Raw genomic sequence first — 17,471 nt, forward strand, 5'->3', positions numbered from 1 at the left:
CCCGCACGCGCGGCGACGGCGGGACTCCCGCGACCACAGGCGTCTGGTCCAGCCGGATTCCCAGGGCCTCGCGTGCGGCCTCCGCAGGCGCGACCCCCTGGTGGATCAGCCGGGCCATCTCCTCCAACCGGCGCAGATCCGCCTGGTCGTAGCGGCGATGGCCGCCCGGGCTGCGCCGGCTCGGGCCGATGCCGTAGCGCAGGTTCCAGGTGCGCAACGTGGGAGCGGGCACGCCGAGCCGCCTGGCCACGGCTCCAATGCCGTATCCCGGCTCCTCGGCAGGCGCGTTCTCGGTCGACATCTTCCCTCATTCTTTCGGACGCCGGCCCCCCGAAGTTGCAACCGGCGCCGTGGCGGCTGCGAACACGCTGGTGATGGATACTGTGATCGTCCTGTTCAACCGGGACCTGCGTCTGCACGACCACCCCGCGCTGACCGCCGCCTGCGAGCGGGCCCGCACGGTGGTTCCGCTGTTCGTGCTCGATCCCGCCGTGCCCGCGGGCCGCCGCACGAGCTTCCTGCTCGACAGCCTCACGGACCTGCGCGCGAGCCTGCGCGCCAAGGGCGCCGATCTGTTCGTACGGCACGGCGACACCGTGGCCGAAACCGTGCGCCTGGCCCGGCAGGTCGCCGCGGCAGCGGTCTTCGCCTCCGCCGACGTCAGCGCCCTTGCCCGGCGCAGAGAGCAGCGGCTGGCGGCCGAGCGGATCGGCCCGCACCTCTTCCCCGGCGTGACCGTCGTCCCGCCCGGACGGCTGCGGCCCGCCGGAGGCGACCACTACCGGATCTTCACCCCCTACTGGCGAGCCTGGACCCAAGCCGAACGGCGAGCGCTCGCGCCGGTCCCGGCCACGATCACCGTCCCGGACGATCTGGAGCCGGGAAAGATCCCGCACGCGCCGCGCTGGGGCGCGATGCCCGGCGGCGAGACCCATGCCCGCGCCCGCATGCGTACCTGGATCGGCGCCCATCTCGACGACTATTCCGACCGGCACGACGACCTGGCCGGGGACCGTACCTCCAAACTGAGCCCTTACCTGCGCTTCGGCTGCCTGTCACCCCTGGAACTGGCCGAACACGGCAACGAGCCCTTCACCAGGCAGCTGTGCTGGCGCGACTTCCACCACCAGGTCACCTTCGCCTTCCCGGACATCGCGCGCATCGACTACCGCCCGCGCGGCCACCACTGGCGCGACGACCCCGAGGCCACCCAGGCATGGGCCGCGGGCCAGACCGGCGTCCCGATCGTGGACGCCGGCATGCGCCAGCTGCTCGCCGAGGGGTGGATGCACAACCGCGCCCGCATGATCACCGCCTCCTACCTGGTCAAGCACCTGCGCGTCGACTGGCGGGCAGGCGCCGCGCACTTCTTCGAACTCCTGCTGGACGGCGAGGTGGCCAACAACTCCGGCAACTGGCAGTGGATCGCCGGCACCGGCAACGACACCCGCCCCAACCGCACGTTCAACCCGATCCGGCAGGCCAGGCGCTTCGACCCCGACGGCGCGTACGTGCGCCGCCACGTCCCCGAACTGGCCGACGTCCCGGCCCGGCTGATCCACGAGCCCTGGCTCGCACCCCGGCCGATCCCCGGCTACCCACCGCCGGTCTCCCTGTGACGCCGGACCAATCGCGAGGGGATCGGCCGCCGGCGGCCTGATGGCCTCGGCACGCAGTTACTACGCGAACCGGGCGGGTCCGAGGGACAGTGGCAACGCAGCGTGCGCGTCCCTTGCGAACCGGCGGGGCCCCGGCCCGGACAGCAGGATCAGCGCCGCGACCGGCGGCGCGAGGAGGGCGGCGCGGAAGACCATGTGGTCGGGCTTCGGCGATCGTGGTGCGCGGACGCGGCCGGGGGCGGAGAATCGGTCGGATCGGGGTAGGGGACGGTCGGTCGCCGGGTAGGGGTGGGCGATCCGAGAAAGTGGGACATGTCAGGATTTGTCGCCTACTAAGCTCGGGGATCCGTCGACGAGCAGGGGGCTGAGCTGTGGCGCGTGGTACGACCATCGCGATCGTTTCCGTGGTGACGGTGGTGGCGCTGGGGGCCGCAGGCACCGGCGCCTACTTCTTGCTGCGCACCACGGGAAGTCCGGCCGAGACCGCCGGGCGCTTCGCCGCCGCCTGGCAGAACGGCGACAACGCGGCCATGACCAGGGAACTCGCGGCGCCGCAGTCGCTGGCCGGCTATGAGCAGATGCGCACCGGCCTGGCCATCGAGACGCTCAAGGTCACGCTGGGACAGGCGGCTCCGGAGAAGGACGGGCGCTCGGCGGTGCCGTACACGGCGAGCATGAAGCTCAAGAACGTCGGCGACTGGAGCTACCAAGGACAGATCCCCGTGAAGGTGACCGACCGCACCTGGAAGGTCGACTGGACGCCGCAGACCCTGCACCCGTCGATGAGCAACGGCGCCGCGTTCGCGCTCAAGACGCGCTGGCCGGAGCGCGGCGAGATCACCGACAGCACCGGCGCGCGCATCGACACCGGCCAGGTGGGCGGGTCGGTGCAGCAACTGGTCGGGTTCCTCGACAAGGCGACCAAGAAGGACATCGAACAGCTCGGCCCCTCCTACAAGGTCGGCCAGGCCGTCGGCCGCGGCGGGCTGCAGGAGAACTTCCAGAAGCGCCTGGCCGGTACGCCGACCACCGAGATCCAGCTCGGCGGCAAGACGCTGGAGACGATCGACGGCGAGAAGGGCGGGAGCGTGGAGACCACCCTGGACCCGCGCATCCAGGACGCCGCCGTCGCCGCCGTCAAGGACCTGGACAAGCCGGCCGCGCTCGTCGCCGTCGAGAGCGGCAGCGGCGAGATCAAGGCCGTGGTCAACAACCGGGGCGGCTTCGACCGGGCCATCAACGGACGGTACGCGCCCGGCTCGACGTTCAAGGCGGTCACCGCCATCGGCCTGCTGGCCGGAGGCGTCGGCCCGCAGGAGCGGGTCACCTGCCCCAAGTACGCCACCGTCGGCGGGCTGAAGATCCGCAACTCCGAGCGGGCCGAGTACGGCTCGCTCAGCTTCTCCGACTCCTTCGCCTACTCCTGCAACACCACCTTCGCCCCCCTCGCCAAGCAGCACCTCGGCGCCGCCAAGCTGCTGGAGACGGCCGAGCGGGTCGGCTTCAACCAGCCGCTGGCGATCGGCGTGCCCGCCACCAAGCCGAGCTTCCCCAAGGCCGAGTCCGACGCGGAGCTGGCGGCCGAGTCCTTCGGCCAGGCCCGCATCACCGCCAGCCCGCTCACCATGGCCTCGGTGGCCGCCGCGATCGCCGACGGCACCTGGCGCCCGCCGACGCTCGTACCCGACATGAAGCAGAAGGCCGAGCCGCGCGAACTGCCCGAGGGCGTGAGCGACAAGCTGGGCTCGATGATGTCGGCCGTGGTCACCAAGGGCACCGCCAAGGCGGCCGGGCTGCCCGGCGGCACCCGCGGCAAGACCGGCACCGCCGAGTACGGCAGCGGCCCCAAGCTCGACTCCCACGCCTGGTTCATGGGCTACAAGGGCTCGCTGGCCTTCGCCGTCGTGGTGGAGGGCGGCGGTGGCGGCGGCAAGGTCGCGGCCCCGGTCGCCGCGGCGTTCCTGCGCGGTCTGTAAAAAGGGGGCGACCCGGCAGGTTGCCCCCTTCCTGGTAAGCGGTCACTCGCAGCCGCGCTTGCCCGGCTTGGCGATCTTGCCTGCCGCCGCGCCGCTCTTGGCCGCCGCGTAGCCGCCCACCACCAGGCGCTCCTCGAAGACACGCTCACGGGTGGACAGCTTCGTCAGCAGCCGGGAGGCGCCCGACTTGACGTTCACCGCGTACACGTAGGCGCCCAGGACCGTGGACTCCTTCTTGCCCGGACGTTCCCGGCTGGCCGCCGCGACGATCTCGTTCGTGCCGAGCCAGTCGATCGCGTCGGCCCGGTTCACGTCGGCCGGCAGCCTCGGCTTGACCTTGGTCATCTTGCCCGTCGTGGTGGAGTACACCGTCAGCCACACCGGCGTCATGTCAGGTCCGCACGCGGGCGGGCCTTTGGGCACCAGGTTGGCCGCCCGGCCGTCGCGTGCGGCGAAGGCGCCCCAGATGAGGTGCTTGCCGGCCTTCTCCGGGATCTTGGCCTTGGTCGTGTGCCCGTCCGCGACCGTGCGGAACCAGCCCCGCTGCCCGATCCCGGGCTCGCTCAGCAAGGTCACCCGTCCAGAACCTGGCTCGACGTCCAGCAGCGTCAGGCCCCTGGGCATGTTCCGCCTCGTGCCCGCCTCCACCTCGACGTAGGTGGTGACCGGGCGGTCGGAGTAGCGCGGGTGGGTGATCGCCAGGCCGCCGCCGTCCCGCACGAACCTCAGGCTGAACGGCGAGCCGACCGACCCCTTCGGCGCCCGGTGGGGAAGGTCCCAGGTCTGCCCCGTGCCCAGGTCGCGTACCACCACGCGGTCGTCGGAAGCGCGCTGGTAGGCGACGCGGGCGCCGTCCGGGCTGATGGCGAAGGCCCCCGCCTCGCCGGCGTCGTCGGCCTTCTTGCCCTTCTCGTACGCGAGCGCCTCCGGGAAGGAGTAGACCCGCCCGTCGAGCGTCACCACACGCCAGGTGTCGCACGTGCCGGTGGGCAGCAGGTCCTTGCCCGCGGCACACAGGTAGGCGAAGGCCGCGGCCCCCGCGCCGGACTCCGGTAAAGCCGGCGGCTTGCCCGGCATCGATGCCCCCGCGGCGCCGGCCGGCACCGCGCAGCCGACCGCGGCCAGCGCGATCACCGCGGCCGACCGCAGGCAGGTTGACATGTCCATCGTGATCCCCCCGTCGGGAACTGGTGCTTACTCCATGTTGGAGAGCGCTCGGACCGGGAAAGTTCGCGCCCGCGCGGCTCGCCCTACGATGACTGCATGAGCGATCAGCCCTCGTCCCGAACGGTTCATCGGCACCGGCCGGTGCCCGACCGGGAGCAGCTGGACGCCGCGAGCCGGGTGTTCGGCCTGCTGGCCGACTCGACGCGGCTGCACCTGCTGTGGTTGCTGTCGGAGGGGGAGGCCGACGTGAGCCACCTCGCCGCGGCCAGCGGCGCGGCGCAGCCCGCCGTCAGCCAGCACCTGGCCAAGCTCCGGCTGGCCAGTCTGGTGCAGTCGCGCAGGGAGGGGCGCCGCGTGGTGTACTCGTTGCGCGACGGCCACCTGCGCAACCTCGTCACCGAAGCCCTGAGTCACGCCGAGCACAAGGTGACCGGAGACCCCTGGCACGCCTAGCGGGAATCTTCCCGGCCTCTTCTGGGTTCAACGCATGCGCATATACGCATACGTTGATTCGAGCCGGGAGGACCGTGGCCATGTTCCAGGTACTGCGCGATCGTGCCTACCGCCGTCTGTTCGCCGCCCAGGTCGTCGCCCTCGTGGGCACCGGACTGGCCACGGTGGCGCTGAGCCTGCTCGCCTACGACCTCGCCGGAGCCGACGCCTCCGCGATCCTCGGCACCGCACTGGCCATCAAGATGGTGGCCTATGTCGGCATAGCCCCGGTGATCGGCGCCTTCGCCGACCGCCTCCCGCGCCGTGCGCTGCTGGTCGGTTCCGACCTGATCCGCGCGGGGGTCGCGCTCGCGCTGCCGTTCGTCAGCCAGGTGTGGCACATCTACGTGCTCATCTTCCTGCTCCAACTGGCCTCGGCCGCCTTCACCCCGACCTTCCAGGCGACCATCCCCGAGCTCCTGCCGAAGGAGCGCGACTACACCCGCGCCCTGTCCCTGTCCCGCCTCGCCTACGACCTGGAGAGCCTGCTCAGCCCGGTCCTGGCCGCCGCCCTCCTCAGCCTGATCACCTACAACTGGCTGTTCATGGGCACCGCTCTGGGATTCCTGGCGTCCGCGCTGTTCGTGCTCTCCGTAGCCCTGCCCAAGCCCCAGCCGGTACGCCACGCCGCCGGCCCCTTCGCCAAGGCCGCCTCCGGCGCCAGGCACTTCCTGACCACGGCGCCCCTGCGCGCCCTGCTGGCCATGAACCTGGCCGTGGCGGCGGCCGGCGCGATGGTCATCGTCAACACGGTGGTCCTGGCCCGCGAGCACCTGCAGCGAAGCACCGGCGAGGTCTCCCTGGCCTTGGGCGCCTTCGGTGCCGGCTCGATGGCCGTGGCCCTGCTGCTGCCCGGAATCCTGGAGAGACTGTCCGACCGCACGGTGATGCTGGCCGGATCGTTCACCCTGTTCACCGGCCTGGCCGCGATCACCGCGACGCTGGCCACCGGAACGCTGACCTGGTGGGCGATGCTGTCCACGTGGGCGGTCCTGGGCGCCGCCACCGCGGCGGTGCTCACCCCGACCGGCCGCCTGATCCGTCGCTCGGTGACCCCGGCCGGCCTGCCCGCCGCCTTCGCCGCCCAGTTCGCCCTGTCCCACGCCGCCTGGCTCCTCACCTACCCGCTGGCGGGCTGGCTGGCGACGAGCGCCGGCATGACCGCCGCCGCGACAGCCCTGACGACCCTGGCCGTAACCGCCGCGATCACCGCCCACCTCCTGTGGCCCAAGACAGCGCCCACGACCAACCCGACGGCCAAGCCCACGATTGAGCCCGCGGGTGCCCGCCGCCCCGGGGTCGCGGCCGGGCCGCGCAGCATGCGTCACCTTCACCACGCCCACCTGCCCGCCCGCCAGGCGGCCCGCCATGCGCCGCAGGGCACCGATCAAGCGGGCGCCGGTCAAGAGGGCGACGTCACGGTGAGGTGAGACACGCCCGATGAGCGTGGAGACGACGGGCCGCCGCCCGCGTCGGCGGGCGGTGGTGGGGGCGGCTTGCCGTAAGGGATAGGACGGAAGAGAAGCCAAAAAGACGGAGAGCCTTCACAGACAGGAAAAAAAGAGGGTCAGAAGGACGTGGGGAGTGGCACGTCGGGGGTGAAGAGTTGCAGGCCGAGGTGGGCGACGGCGTAGTCGATGGCACCGGTGACCACGCATTCGTCGCCCAGCGTCGACGCGCGCACGTCCGGCAGGCGGATGCAGGTGCGGCGCAGGCGCTCGCGCAGCGGGGGCAGCAGCACGTCGGCCGAGCGGGAGAACCCGCCCCCCAGCACCACCACCTGCGGGTCGAGCAGCAGGACCATCGCGCTGGCGCCCACCGCCAGGTCGTCCACGTACCGCTCGACGGCGGCCAGCGCGACCGGGTCGCCCGCGCGGGCCGCGGCCAGCGTGTAGCCGGCGGCGTCGGCGGGCGAGGTGTCCGGGGGGATGACCGAGCAGTTCTGCAGGTGCTCCGGCGCGTCGAACCACTGGGCCTGCGGCAGCATCGCGATCTCCCCGGCCGCGGCGCCGAAGCCGCGGTGGACGTTGCCGCCGATGATGAGCGCCGCCCCCATCCGGCGTCCGACGTGCAGGAACACCACGTCGTCCGCGTCGCGGGCGGTGCCGCGCCGGGCCTCGGCCCTGGCGGCCAGGCGGCTGTCGTTCTCGACGACGACGTCGCAGGGGAACATCTCGCGCAGCCGCCCGGCCAGGTCGAGCCCGGTCCAGGCGGGGATCGCGGCGCAGTAGTGGATGCGGCCCTCGGGGGTGATGACGCCGATCGTGCCGGCCGCGACGATCCACACGTCGGCGATCGTCTTGCCGCCGAGCGCCAGGCAGCTCGCGACGGTGCGTTCGATCGCGGCCAGCCGCTCCTCCACGGGCGTGTCCGGCTGCACGGGCTGGCGGGTCTCGGCGAGGATCTCGCCGTTGAGGTTCGCCAGGGCGGCGCGGATGTTGTGGCCGCCGATGTCGAGCCCCACGAGGTAGCCGCTGCTCGCCCGGAAGCGGTAGCGGCGGGCGGGGCGGCCGATCGTGCCCTGCGCGGGCGGGGTCTCCTCCACCCAGCCGAGCCGCATGAGCTCGTCGACGACCTCCTTCATCGAGGGCCGCGACAGCCCGGTGCGCTTGGCCAGGGCGGACAGCGTCAGCGGGCCCGCGCCGCGCAGCGCCCCGATCGCGGTCAGGGAGTTGAGTTGCCTGAGCCGCGACAGGTCGCCGCCCCGAAGTGTGGCCATCGCCGTCCTAATGCAGGTGTCCTCTGTAAGTCATGATGCATTATGCCGTATCCAAGGTCCAAAAGTGTCCATGCAGCAGGGCTGTGAGCAGAAATGAGCATTGACCCTCATGGAGCTGGATGTTAATAATGATGCACTCCTTCGTAAGTCTGCCACCCCTCCCTAGGAGACCCGCCGAATGATCGTCCCCAAGCCCACGCGGTACGCGGCAGGGCCCGGCCGTTTCATCCTCGACCGGAGCACCGCGCTCACCGCCGACCCCGCGCTCGGCGAGGTCGCCGCCTGGCTGCGTGGCGAGCTCAGCCCGGTCACCGGCGGCGAACTGCTGCCCGCCGCCCCCGGCCCGGGAACGATCACCCTCGGCCTCGACGACCTGCCGCCCGAGGCCTACCGGCTGACCGTCGCGCCCGACGGGATCGCCCTGGACGCCGGATCTCCGGCCGGGGCCTTCTACGGCGCCCAGACGCTGCGCCAGCTCATGCCGCCCGCCGCCTTCCGCCGCGCGCCGGGCGCCGGGGCGCTGGAGCTGCCGGCCGTACACGTGGAGGACGGGCCGCGGTTCGGCTGGCGCGGCGCGATCCTCGACGTGGCCCGGCACTTCATGACCAAGGCGGACGTGCTGCGCTTCATCGACCTGATGGCCCTGCACAAGCTGAACGTCCTGCACCTGCACCTCACCGACGACCAGGGCTGGCGCATCGAGATCAAGCGTTACCCGCGCCTGACCGAGATCGGCTCCTGGCGCGAGGAGAGCCAGGTCGGCTGGATGGGCGAGATGGACGGCCGCCCGCACGGCGGCTTCTACACCCAGGACGACATCCGGGAGATCGTCGCCTACGCCGCCCGCCGCCACATCTCGGTCGTGCCCGAGATCGACCTGCCCGGACACACCCAGTCGGCCATCGCCGCCTACCCCGAGCTGGGCAACCTGGACACCCCGCTGGGAGTGGGCACCACCTGGGGCGTCGGCGTCAACGTGCTGAACGTCGAGGACGCCACGATCGAATTCTTCAAGAACGTCTTCGACGAGGTGCTGGAGCTGTTCCCCAGCCCGTACGTGTGCGTGGGCGGCGACGAGTGCCCCAAGGACCAGTGGCGCACCAGCCCGTCGGCCCGGCGCCGCATCGCCGAGCTGGGCCTGCGCGACGAGGACGAGCTGCAGAGCTGGTTCATCCACCAGTTCGACGAGTACCTGGCCGGGCGCGGCCGGCGCCTGGTCGGCTGGGACGAGATCCTGGAGGGCGGCCTCGCCCCCGGCGCGGTCGTGGCCGCCTGGCGGGCCGACCTGGGCGCGGTGGCCGCCGCCCGCGCCGGGCACGACGTCATCAACTGCTCGAACACCGCCGTCTACTTCGACTACCGGCAGAGCCAGCGCGAGGACGAGCCCGTGCCGTTCGGGACCGTGCTCACCGTCGAGGACGTCTACTCCTTCGAACCCGTCCCCGCCGACCTGCGCGGCGACCCGGCCGCCGAGCGCGTCCTGGGCGCCCAGTGCGGGATCTGGACCGAGCTGATCGACTCCAGCCGGCACGTCGACTACATGACCTTCCCGAGGCTGGCCGCCTTCGCCGAGACCGTCTGGTCGGGACCCGAGCGGGACCTGGCCGACTTCCGGCGCCGCCTGGCCGCCCACCTGCCCCGGCTGGAGGCGATCGGGGTGGAGTACCGTCGCGAGTCCGGCCCGATGCCCTGGCAGACGCGCCCGGGAGTGCCCGGCCGGCCCGAGGACCCGCTGGAGTGGCAGGCCACGCTGGACGCCTGGACCGCGAACCTCAGGAACCCGCGGTGAGCCGGATCGCCGACCTGTGGCAGCGCACGGTGCCGTGGCGCTGGCTCACGCCGAGCACCGCCCTGATCGCCTGTGTCGTCGGCTTCCCGGCCGTCTACATGGTCTGGATGTCCTTCCTCGACATCAGCAGGATCGGGCTGGTCAGGGGCTTCGCCGGGCTGGACAACTACGCGAGGCTCCTCAAGGAGGACGCGTTCGGCCAGGTGGCCGGCAACACGCTGCTGTGGCTGGTGCTCGTCGTCGGGCTCACCGTGCTGCTCTCGCTGGCGCTGGCGCAGTTCCTGTCCAAGGACTTCTTCGGCAGGAAGTTCGTCAGGCTGGCGCTGGTCGTCCCGTGGGCGGCCTCGCTGGTGATGACGGCGACCGTGTGGCGCTTCATCTACGAGGGCGGCAACGGCCTGCTCAACCGGCTGCTGATGGACCTGTCGATCATCTCGGCGCCCGTCGACTGGTACAAGGACCCGGCCACCGCCCTGTACTCGGTCATGGCGGTCGGGATCATCACCTCGATGCCGTTCACCACCTACGTGCTGCTGTCAGGGCTGCAGACGGTGCCCCACGACGTGCTGGAGGCGGCGAAGATCGACGGCGCGAGCGCGTGGGCGACCTGGCGGCGGGTGACGCTGCCGATCCTGCGGCCCTCGCTCATGATCGCGCTGGTTCTCAACATGCTGCACGTCTTCAACGCGTTCACCGTCATCTGGGTGATCATGGGCAAGACGGCGGGCAACCACGCCGACACGACCGTGACGTGGTTGTACAAGATCGCGTTCACCGCGCAGCTCGACTCGGGTGAGGCGGCCGCGCTCGGCGTGCTCAACGTGGCCTTCCTGCTGCTGCTCATCCTGGCGTTCGTGCTGGTGCTGCGGCCGTATCGCAACCCCTCGGCGAGCGACGAGCGGCCCGCGCCGCCGGTCGCCGCGGCCGCTCCCGGGCCTCCCGCGGCCGCCGCCCCATGGCGGCCGGCCCCGGTCAGGGCCCGGCCGGTGCTGGCGCGGGCGGGCCGGGGGTGGGCGCGGGTGCGTCCGGTGGTGCTGCCGGTCATCGGGTTCGCGGTGGCGTTGTTCTTCCTGGCGCCGTACGCCGCGATGCTGTCCGGCTCGCTCAAGACCGACGCGGAACTGTTCGCCGTCCCCACCGACTACCTGCCCAAGAGCTGGGCGTGGTCCAACTACGCCGACGTGTGGCAGCGCATCCCGCTGGCCGACTACTTCCGGGTCAGCCTGACCATCGCGCTGGCCTCCACGGCGCTGGTGCTGCTCGTGGCCGCTCCGGCGGCGTACGTGCTGGCCAGGTCCCGGTTCCGGGGGCGCACGGCGTTCCTCGGCGTGATCCTGGTGACGCAGATGTTCCCCGCGGTCGCGCTTCTCATCGGGCTCTACCGGCAGGCGCTGTTCGTGGACGGGATCAACAGCTACGCCGTCATCATCGCCATCAACTCCGCCTTCAACCTCGCCTTCGCGGTGTGGATCCTGCACGCCCACTTCAGCTCGATCCCCGTGGACATCGACGAGGCCGCGATGATGGACGGCCTCGGCAAGTTCCGGATCCTGCTGCGGATGATCCTCCCGCTGGCCGCGCCCGGCCTCGTCACCGTGATGATCTTCACGTTCATCCAGGTGTGGAACGAGTTCGTCATCGCGCTGACGCTCTTCAACGACCCGGCGGGCGGCCGCGTGCCGCTCACGGTCGGCATCCAGCAGTTCATCGGCCTGTACGAGACCAACTACCAGTACCTGTTCGCCGCGGCGCTGATGGCGATCGTGCCGGCGGTCATCCTCTTCGCGCTCATCGAGAAGCACCTGGTGAGCGGCCTGACCGCGGGCAGCACCAAGTGACCACGAGAAAGATCGGTTATGACATGACCTTCAGAAGAAGAGCGGGCCTGGCCGCGATCGCCGCACTCACGCTCGCGCTGACCGCGTGCGGAGGCTCCGGCGGCGGCGGTACGGCCGGCGGCGAGCAGAAGTCCATCAAGCTGGTCGTCGCCCAGTACACCGAGGGCACGCGCCCCTACTGGGACGAGCTGATCAAGTCCTTCGAGGCCGCCCACCCCGGCAAGAACGTGGACCTGCAGGTGATCGACTGGGGCAACCTGCAGAGCCAGGTGAACACCATGGTGCAGACCAAGCAGTTCCCCGACGTCCTGAACATCAACGTCTTCGCCGACTACGCCGAGGCCGGGCTGCTGTACCGTGCCGACGAGGTGGTGTCCAAGGAGGTGATGGCGGACTTCCTGCCGTCCTTCGCCGAGAACGCCTCCTACGACGGCGCCCAGTACGGCCTGCCGTTCGTCGCCACGGTCAACGGCATGTACTACAACAAGACGATCCTGGAGAAGGCGGGCTTCAAGAAGCCCCCGGCCACCTGGGACGAGTTCCGCGCCGCGGTGAAGGCGATCAAGGCCCTGCCCGGCGGCTACGTGCCGTACGGGCTGGCGCTGGGCGCCGAGGCCGGCGACTACGAGTTCGGCACCTGGATGCGCGCCAACGGCACCGACTGGCGTACCGACGGCAAGTGGACCGTCAACGGCGATCGCGCGGTCGAGACGCTGGAGTTCCTGAAGACGCTGACCAAGGACGGCTACACCCAGCCGAACCCGGGCCAGACCAACCGCCCGGACGGCACGTGGCCGTTGTTCGCCCAGGGCAAGGTGGGCATGGTGTACGCCTCCTTCGGCACCAGGGCCTTCCTCGACGCGGTGGACAAGGCGGGGGTCAAGTACGGCGCCACCACCCACCCCACCAACCACGGCGCCGAGCCGAGCACGCACGGCATCCAGGACTACCTGATGGCCTTCAAGAAGGACGGCAACCAGCAACTGGTCAGCGAGTTCCTGAACTACTTCTACCAGGCCGACAACTACGCCAAGTACCTGAAGGTCGAGGGCCTGCTGCCGACGACCGCCTCGGCCTCGACGCTGATGCGCAAGGACCCGAAGGTCAGCCCGATCGTCGACATGGTGGCCAAGGCGCGCTTCGACCCGACCTCGCAGCCGGTCTGGTCCGAGCTGCGCGGCACGGTCGCGGCGGAACTCGGCACCGCCGTCGGGCCCAGCGGTGACCCGCGCGCCATCCTCGGCAAGTTCCAGCAGATCGCCGAGCGCTCTTAAAGCACGTCACAGGCGACGTCGTGCCAGCCCCGCGGCCAGGGTCGTCAGGGTGTCGCCCAGGGGTGCGTCCAGGGTGAGCCGGGCGTGCTCGTCGCCCCGGGTGGCGCCCTGGTTGACGATCGCCACCGGTACGGCGTGGCGGGCGGCGTGCCGTACGAACCGGTAGCCGGAAAGGACCGTCAGAGAGGAGCCGAGCACCAGGAGCAGGCCGGCGCGTTCCGACAGCGTGTAGCACTCGGCGACCCTGGGCGGCGGCACGTTCTCGCCGAAGAAGATCACATCGGGCTTGAGCAGCCCGCCGCAGCCCTCGCAGTCCACGACCGCGAAGCCGTCGATCAGGGAATCCGCCACGGCGGCGTCACCGTCGGGGTTGACCTGGGTGGCGTCGGCCGCCCAGCCGGGGTTGGCGGCCGACAGCCGCGCGTCCAGGCGCGCGCGAGGGGTGCGCTCGCCGCAGGACAGGCAGCGCACCCGGTACAGGCTGCCGTGCAGTTCGATCACGCCGCCGGCGCCGGCCTCCTGGTGCAGCCCGTCGACGTTCTGCGTGATGATCGCCGAGATCAGGCCCCGTTCCTGGAGCCGGGCGACCGCCCGGTGGCCGGGGTTGGGCCGGGCGCGTTCGATGTGCCGCCAGCCGAGGTGGCTGCGGGCCCAGTAGCGCCTGCGGGCGGCGGCCGAGCCGGTGAAGTCCTGGTAGGTCATCGGGCTGGACGGGCGCCTGCGGCCGCTCGGGCCCCGGTAGTCGGGGATGCCGGACTCGGTGGAGAGCCCGGCGCCGCTCAGGACGACCACTCCGCCGCCGGCGACCAGGTCGGCGAGCGCGTCGAAAGGACTCACGTTCCGCAGCCTACCCGGCCGTGTCGGTGCGGCTTCCGGTGATCCGGGCGTGTATGAGTGTCCACCATGAACCTGTGGTCCCCGCGCTCCGCGGTCACCCGGCTGGTCGGCGCGGCGGTCGCGGGCGCGCTGGCCGGGACGGCCGTCGGCCTGCTGACGCACCCGCCCCTGGGCGTCCTGGCCGCGATCGCCGCGACCGAGACCGTCTTCGTCGTCGCGGGCCTCGCCGTCCTGTGGCCGATGGACGCCCACACCACCCGGCGCAACGCCGGGCGCGAGGACTTCCGGCCCGTCGCCGACGAGCTCGTGGTCGTCGCGGTCGCGCTGTGCGGGCTGGTCGCCATCGTCGTGCTGCTCGCGGTCGGCAACGCCGACCCCGGCCACGCCGCCGCCGCGACCGCGCTCGGCGGCGTGTTCATGGCCTGGGCGGCCCTCCATCTGATGTACGCCACCCGCTACGCCTACCTGTACTACCAGGAGACCCCGGGCGGCATCGACTTCAACTCCGGCGAGCCGCCCGCCTACAGCGACTTCCTCTACTTCAGCTACAACCTCGGCATGACCTACCAGGTCTCCGACACCGGCGTCTCCAGCCGGGCGATCCGCAAGGTCGTGCTGCGGCACTGCCTGCTGTCCTACGTCTTCGGCACCAGCATCCTGGCCACCACCATCAACCTGGTCATCGGCATGGTCGCCGGTTGACCGCCCTCACGCCAGCGGACGCGCCCGCGGCAGCTTGATGCGGTCGACGGCCTCGCGCCGGGTCTTCTCCGGGCGGCGGTCATAGCGGGCGGTGGTGGCGGGGGAGGAGTGCCCGACCAGCGCCTGCGCCGTCGCCAGGTCCACGCCCGCGTCGAGCAGTTCGCCGATGAAGGTGCGGCGGAAGTCGTGCGCGGTACGGCGGGCCGCCCCCGCCTCGCCCAGCCGCCGGGTCAGGATGTCGGCGATGCCCTGCCCGCTCAGCGGCCGGGGACGCAGCCGCCCGGCCTTGCTCACCGGGCTGAACAGCGGGCCGGGACCGGCGCCGCGCACCGCCAGCCAGCGTTCGAGCAGGCCGATGGCGTCGGTGGTCAGGTAGACCATGCGCTCCTTGTCGCGCTTGCCGCGCACGCGCAGCGAGCGGGCGGCCGGGTCGTAGTCGGCCAGCTCCAGGCCGGCGATCTCGGCCCTGCGGCAGCCGGTGGAGTAGAGGGCGGCGATCAGGGCGGCGTCGCGCACCCCCGCCACCGAGTCGTCGCAGGCCGACAGCGCCGCGCCGACGACCTCGGGCGGGACGTGGTGACCGGTGGGCAGGCGGCTCTGCCGTACCGGGGAGAGGTCGGAGGCGCGGGCGAAGTCCTCGGCCGAGGTCTGGCCGAGACGCCAGGCCTCCTTCAGCACGCGGCGCAGCGCGACCAGGTGCTTGTTGACGTAGGCAGGCGACCAGCCCTGCTCGGTGAGCAGCGTGCGGATGCGGACGGTGTGCTCATAACGCAGCAGGTGCCAGGGCTGGCCGGCGCCGGTGGAGGCGGGTTCGCCGGTCAGCAGGCGGGCGATGCGGTCGAGGCAGCCGCGCATGGTGCGGCGCGACTCCATGCTGGTCAGCGAGGCGAGGTAGACGTGGTAGGGGTCGCGGGCGGGCTCGACGGGGGGCGCCTGGCCGGCGGGGAGCACCGGCAGCGCCCCGCCCGCGTCGGGGAGGTCGGTCATCGGGCACGATCTTAGGGGCTGGGCTCAGAACGGGCCGGTCAGCTCGCCGAGCTTGTTGGTCAGCTCCAGGTTGGCCGAGTAGTCGACCGGTACCGCGATCACCGACACGGTGTCGTCGTCGAGTGCCTTGCGCAGCGTGGGCAGCAGTTCGCCGGCCTCGGTGATCCGGTAGCCGCGGGCCCCGAACGCCTCGGCGTACTTGACGAAGTCGGGGTTGCCGAAGGCGATGTTGGAGCTGTGCCCGAGCTCCAGGTCCATCTTCCACTCGATGAGCCCGTAGGCGTCGTCCACCCAGACCAGCACCACCATCGGGATGCGCTCGCGCACCGCGGTCTCGATCTCCTGGGAGTTCATGAGGAAGGCGCCGTCGCCGGTGGCGGCCAGGACCTTGCGCTCGGGGAAGGCCAGCTTGGCGGCCAGCGCCCCCGGGACCGAGAAGCCCATCGACGACAGGCCGTTGGAGACGAGCATGGTGTTGGGCTCGTAGGTGGGGTACATGCGGGCCATCCACATCTTCACCGCGCCGGTGTCGGCCAGCACGATGTCCTCGCGGCCCATCGCGGCGCGGATGTCGGCGACCACGCGGCGCGGCGACAGCGGGAAGGCGTCGTCGGCGGCGGCCTGCGCCATCTCCTCGCGGATGAGCCTGCGGATCTTCTCGCCGGTGCCGTTCATGGTGAAGCGCTTGGGCGCGGCGGCGGCCAGCGCGTCCAGGGAGCGGGAGATGTCGCCCTGGATGCCGACCTCGACGGGGTAGTGGTCGTCGACCTCGGCGGGGAACTGGTGGATGTGGATGATCTTCTTGTCGCCGTGGGGGTTGATCTTGACCGGGTCGAACTCCTGCAGCTCGTAGCCGACGCTGATGAGCACGTCGGCCTCGTCGAAGCCGAAGTTGACGTAGTCGTGGCGCATGAAACCGACCGCGCCCAGGGCGTGCCGGTGGTCGTCGGGGAAGACGCCCTTGCCGTTGAAGGTGGTGGCCACGGGCAGGCCGAGCCGCTCGGAGAAGCGGATCAGCGCGGCGGAGGCGCCGGCGCGGCTGGCGCCGTGCCCGGCCAGGATGATCGGGTGCCGGGCGCCGGCCAGGACGTCGGCGGCGCGGGCCACCTGCCCGGGGGAGGGGTCCTGCGGCCGGACGACGTTGACGCGCAGCGGCATCAGGTCGTCGGGGACCTGGGCGGACTCCACGTCCTCGGGAATGGCCAGGTAGACGGCGCCGGGACGTTCGGTCTGGGCGGTCTTGAACGCCTTGCGCAGCATCTCGGGCAGCGCCTCAGCGGCGGGGACCAGGTCGGCCCACTTGGTGATCGGCCGGAACAGCGAGACCAGGTCGACGACCTGGTGGGATTCCTTGTAGATGCGGTCGAGGCCCACCTGGGCGGTGATGGCGACCACGGGGGTGGAGTTGGTGGTGGCGTCGGCCACGCCGAGCTGCAGGTTGATGGCCCCGGGCCCGAGGGTGGCGGAGGCGACGCCGGCCTTGCCGGTCAGCCTGCCGTAGATCTCGGCCATGAAGGCGGCGCCCTGCTCGTGGCGGACGAGGATGTAGCGGATGGGGGAGTCGTTGAGCGCGTCGACGAAGTGGATGTTCTCTTCTCCGGGGATGCCGAAGACGTACTCGACGCCCTCCGCTTCAAGCGCCTTCACCAACAGCCTGGCCGCGTCCATCGGGTGAGCCTTCTCTCTTCTTGCCGATTTTCTTGTACGTGCAAGCAAGACCGCCTCTTGATTCATTCCATGGTTATACGTATAAACTCGACCCCATGAAGCTCCACGTCCACGAACGCGGTGACGGCGACAAGCTGGCGCTGCTCATCCACGGCGGCATGTCCGACCACCGCACCTGGCACGCCGTCGAGGACGAGCTCGTCGCCCGCGGCTACCGGGTGATCGCCCCCGACCTGCGCGGTCACGGCGCCAGCCCGCGCGGCGAGTACCGGCCGGAGCTGCTCGGCGACGACCTGGCCGAGAACCTCCCTGGCGGCGCCGACGTGGCCATCGGCCACTCGCTCGGCGGCCTGTGGCTGTCGCGGGCCGCCGAGCGGCTGCGACCCAAGAAGGCGATCTACTC

Annotated in this window: 15 protein-coding genes; 9 read left to right on the forward strand and 6 right to left on the reverse strand. The window is 71.3% G+C overall.

Annotated elements, in window-relative coordinates; genetic code table 11:
• A partial coding sequence (locus ACFWY5_RS56895) for a MerR family transcriptional regulator (RefSeq protein ID WP_379640229.1) occupies positions 1-301 on the reverse strand: 301 nt, incomplete at its 3' end.
• A gap of 73 nt (positions 302-374) precedes the next feature.
• Here ACFWY5_RS56895 and ACFWY5_RS56900 point away from each other — a divergent pair.
• Together ACFWY5_RS56900 and ACFWY5_RS56905 are read left to right on the forward strand one after the other, a co-directional pair.
• A complete protein-coding gene (locus ACFWY5_RS56900) occupies positions 375-1,619 on the forward strand; it encodes a cryptochrome/photolyase family protein (RefSeq protein WP_379640230.1) in 1,245 nt (414 codons plus the stop codon).
• Positions 1,620-1,990: 371 nt separating this feature from the next.
• Positions 1,991-3,595, forward strand: a complete 1,605-nt coding sequence (locus tag ACFWY5_RS56905) for a penicillin-binding transpeptidase domain-containing protein (protein WP_379640231.1) — start codon at positions 1,991-1,993, stop codon at positions 3,593-3,595.
• Between the two features lie 42 nt (positions 3,596-3,637).
• Here the strand turns inward: ACFWY5_RS56905 and ACFWY5_RS56910 are convergent, their stop codons facing one another.
• Complete coding sequence (locus ACFWY5_RS56910; protein WP_379640232.1) at positions 3,638-4,756, reverse strand: hypothetical protein; 1,119 nt, start codon at positions 4,754-4,756, stop codon at positions 3,638-3,640.
• 102 nt (positions 4,757-4,858) lie between these two features.
• Here ACFWY5_RS56910 and ACFWY5_RS56915 point away from each other — a divergent pair, with 102 nt between their 5' ends.
• Both ACFWY5_RS56915 and ACFWY5_RS56920 read left to right on the forward strand, forming a co-directional pair.
• On the forward strand, positions 4,859-5,215 hold the full coding sequence (locus ACFWY5_RS56915; protein WP_379640233.1) for an ArsR/SmtB family transcription factor: 357 nt from the start codon (positions 4,859-4,861) through the stop codon (positions 5,213-5,215).
• A gap of 80 nt (positions 5,216-5,295) precedes the next feature.
• Positions 5,296-6,684: an MFS transporter gene (locus tag ACFWY5_RS56920; RefSeq protein ID WP_379640234.1), complete on the forward strand. Its 1,389-nt coding sequence runs from the start codon at positions 5,296-5,298 to the stop codon at positions 6,682-6,684.
• A gap of 137 nt (positions 6,685-6,821) precedes the next feature.
• On the opposite strand, the gene ACFWY5_RS56925 is transcribed toward ACFWY5_RS56920, so the two are convergent.
• Entirely contained in the window at positions 6,822-7,973 is a 1,152-nt protein-coding gene (locus tag ACFWY5_RS56925) for an ROK family protein (RefSeq protein ID WP_379640235.1), read from the reverse strand.
• Positions 7,974-8,151: 178 nt separating this feature from the next.
• Between ACFWY5_RS56925 and ACFWY5_RS56930 the strand changes: the two genes are divergently transcribed.
• Genes ACFWY5_RS56930 through ACFWY5_RS56940 form a run of 3 tightly spaced genes read left to right on the forward strand, consistent with a single transcriptional unit; the run spans position 8,152 to position 12,874 of the window.
• On the forward strand, positions 8,152-9,762 hold the full coding sequence (locus tag ACFWY5_RS56930) for a beta-N-acetylhexosaminidase (protein ID WP_379625805.1): 1,611 nt from the start codon (positions 8,152-8,154) through the stop codon (positions 9,760-9,762).
• Positions 9,759-11,600 (forward strand): ABC transporter permease subunit, encoded by a 1,842-nt coding sequence (locus tag ACFWY5_RS56935; RefSeq protein ID WP_379640236.1) that lies wholly within the window; start codon positions 9,759-9,761, stop codon positions 11,598-11,600. The genes ACFWY5_RS56930 and ACFWY5_RS56935 overlap by 4 nt, the downstream gene beginning before the upstream one ends.
• Before the next feature lie 23 nt (positions 11,601-11,623).
• A complete protein-coding gene (locus tag ACFWY5_RS56940; protein WP_379640237.1) occupies positions 11,624-12,874 on the forward strand; it encodes an extracellular solute-binding protein in 1,251 nt (416 codons plus the stop codon).
• A gap of 6 nt (positions 12,875-12,880) precedes the next feature.
• Here the strand turns inward: ACFWY5_RS56940 and ACFWY5_RS56945 are convergent, their stop codons facing one another.
• Positions 12,881-13,711: an NAD-dependent protein deacetylase gene (locus tag ACFWY5_RS56945; protein ID WP_379640238.1), complete on the reverse strand. Its 831-nt coding sequence runs from the start codon at positions 13,709-13,711 to the stop codon at positions 12,881-12,883.
• A gap of 66 nt (positions 13,712-13,777) precedes the next feature.
• Here ACFWY5_RS56945 and ACFWY5_RS56950 point away from each other — a divergent pair, with 66 nt between their 5' ends.
• Complete coding sequence (locus tag ACFWY5_RS56950; protein ID WP_379640239.1) at positions 13,778-14,413, forward strand: DUF1345 domain-containing protein; 636 nt, start codon at positions 13,778-13,780, stop codon at positions 14,411-14,413.
• Positions 14,414-14,419: 6 nt separating this feature from the next.
• Here the strand turns inward: ACFWY5_RS56950 and ACFWY5_RS56955 are convergent, their stop codons facing one another.
• Together ACFWY5_RS56955 and ACFWY5_RS56960 are read right to left on the reverse strand one after the other, a co-directional pair.
• On the reverse strand, positions 14,420-15,400 hold the full coding sequence (locus ACFWY5_RS56955; RefSeq protein ID WP_379625815.1) for a tyrosine-type recombinase/integrase: 981 nt from the start codon (positions 15,398-15,400) through the stop codon (positions 14,420-14,422).
• A 24-nt stretch (positions 15,401-15,424) separates the two neighbouring features.
• A complete protein-coding gene (locus tag ACFWY5_RS56960) occupies positions 15,425-17,068 on the reverse strand; it encodes an acetolactate synthase large subunit (protein WP_379640240.1) in 1,644 nt (547 codons plus the stop codon).
• Positions 17,069-17,163: 95 nt separating this feature from the next.
• On the opposite strand from ACFWY5_RS56960, the gene ACFWY5_RS56965 reads away from it, so the two are divergent.
• Positions 17,164-17,471, forward strand: a 308-nt coding sequence (locus tag ACFWY5_RS56965; RefSeq protein WP_379640241.1) for an alpha/beta fold hydrolase, incomplete at its 3' end; no start/stop codon positions are given.

Origin of the sequence: Nonomuraea sp. NPDC059007 (assembly GCF_042740555.1) — a bacterium.
Taxonomy (GTDB): domain Bacteria; phylum Actinomycetota; class Actinomycetes; order Streptosporangiales; family Streptosporangiaceae; genus Nonomuraea.

Bases quoted from the DNA above. Each gene is read 5' to 3' on its own strand.
- ACFWY5_RS56915 (WP_379640233.1), top strand. From the start codon at position 4,859: ATGAGCGATCAGCCCTCGTCCCGAACGGTTCATCGGCACCGGCCGGTG.
- ACFWY5_RS56950 (WP_379640239.1), top strand. From the start codon at position 13,778: ATGAACCTGTGGTCCCCGCGCTCCGCGGTCACCCGGCTGGTCGGCGCG.
- ACFWY5_RS56930 (WP_379625805.1), top strand. From the start codon at position 8,152: ATGATCGTCCCCAAGCCCACGCGGTACGCGGCAGGGCCCGGCCGTTTC.
- ACFWY5_RS56940 (WP_379640237.1), top strand. From the start codon at position 11,624: ATGACCTTCAGAAGAAGAGCGGGCCTGGCCGCGATCGCCGCACTCACG.
- ACFWY5_RS56910 (WP_379640232.1), bottom strand. From the start codon at position 4,756: ATGTCAACCTGCCTGCGGTCGGCCGCGGTGATCGCGCTGGCCGCGGTC.
- ACFWY5_RS56925 (WP_379640235.1), bottom strand. From the start codon at position 7,973: ATGGCCACACTTCGGGGCGGCGACCTGTCGCGGCTCAGGCAACTCAAC.
- ACFWY5_RS56960 (WP_379640240.1), bottom strand. From the start codon at position 17,068: ATGGACGCGGCCAGGCTGTTGGTGAAGGCGCTTGAAGCGGAGGGCGTC.
- ACFWY5_RS56900 (WP_379640230.1), top strand. From the start codon at position 375: ATGGATACTGTGATCGTCCTGTTCAACCGGGACCTGCGTCTGCACGAC.
- ACFWY5_RS56920 (WP_379640234.1), top strand. From the start codon at position 5,296: ATGTTCCAGGTACTGCGCGATCGTGCCTACCGCCGTCTGTTCGCCGCC.
- ACFWY5_RS56955 (WP_379625815.1), bottom strand. From the start codon at position 15,400: ATGACCGACCTCCCCGACGCGGGCGGGGCGCTGCCGGTGCTCCCCGCC.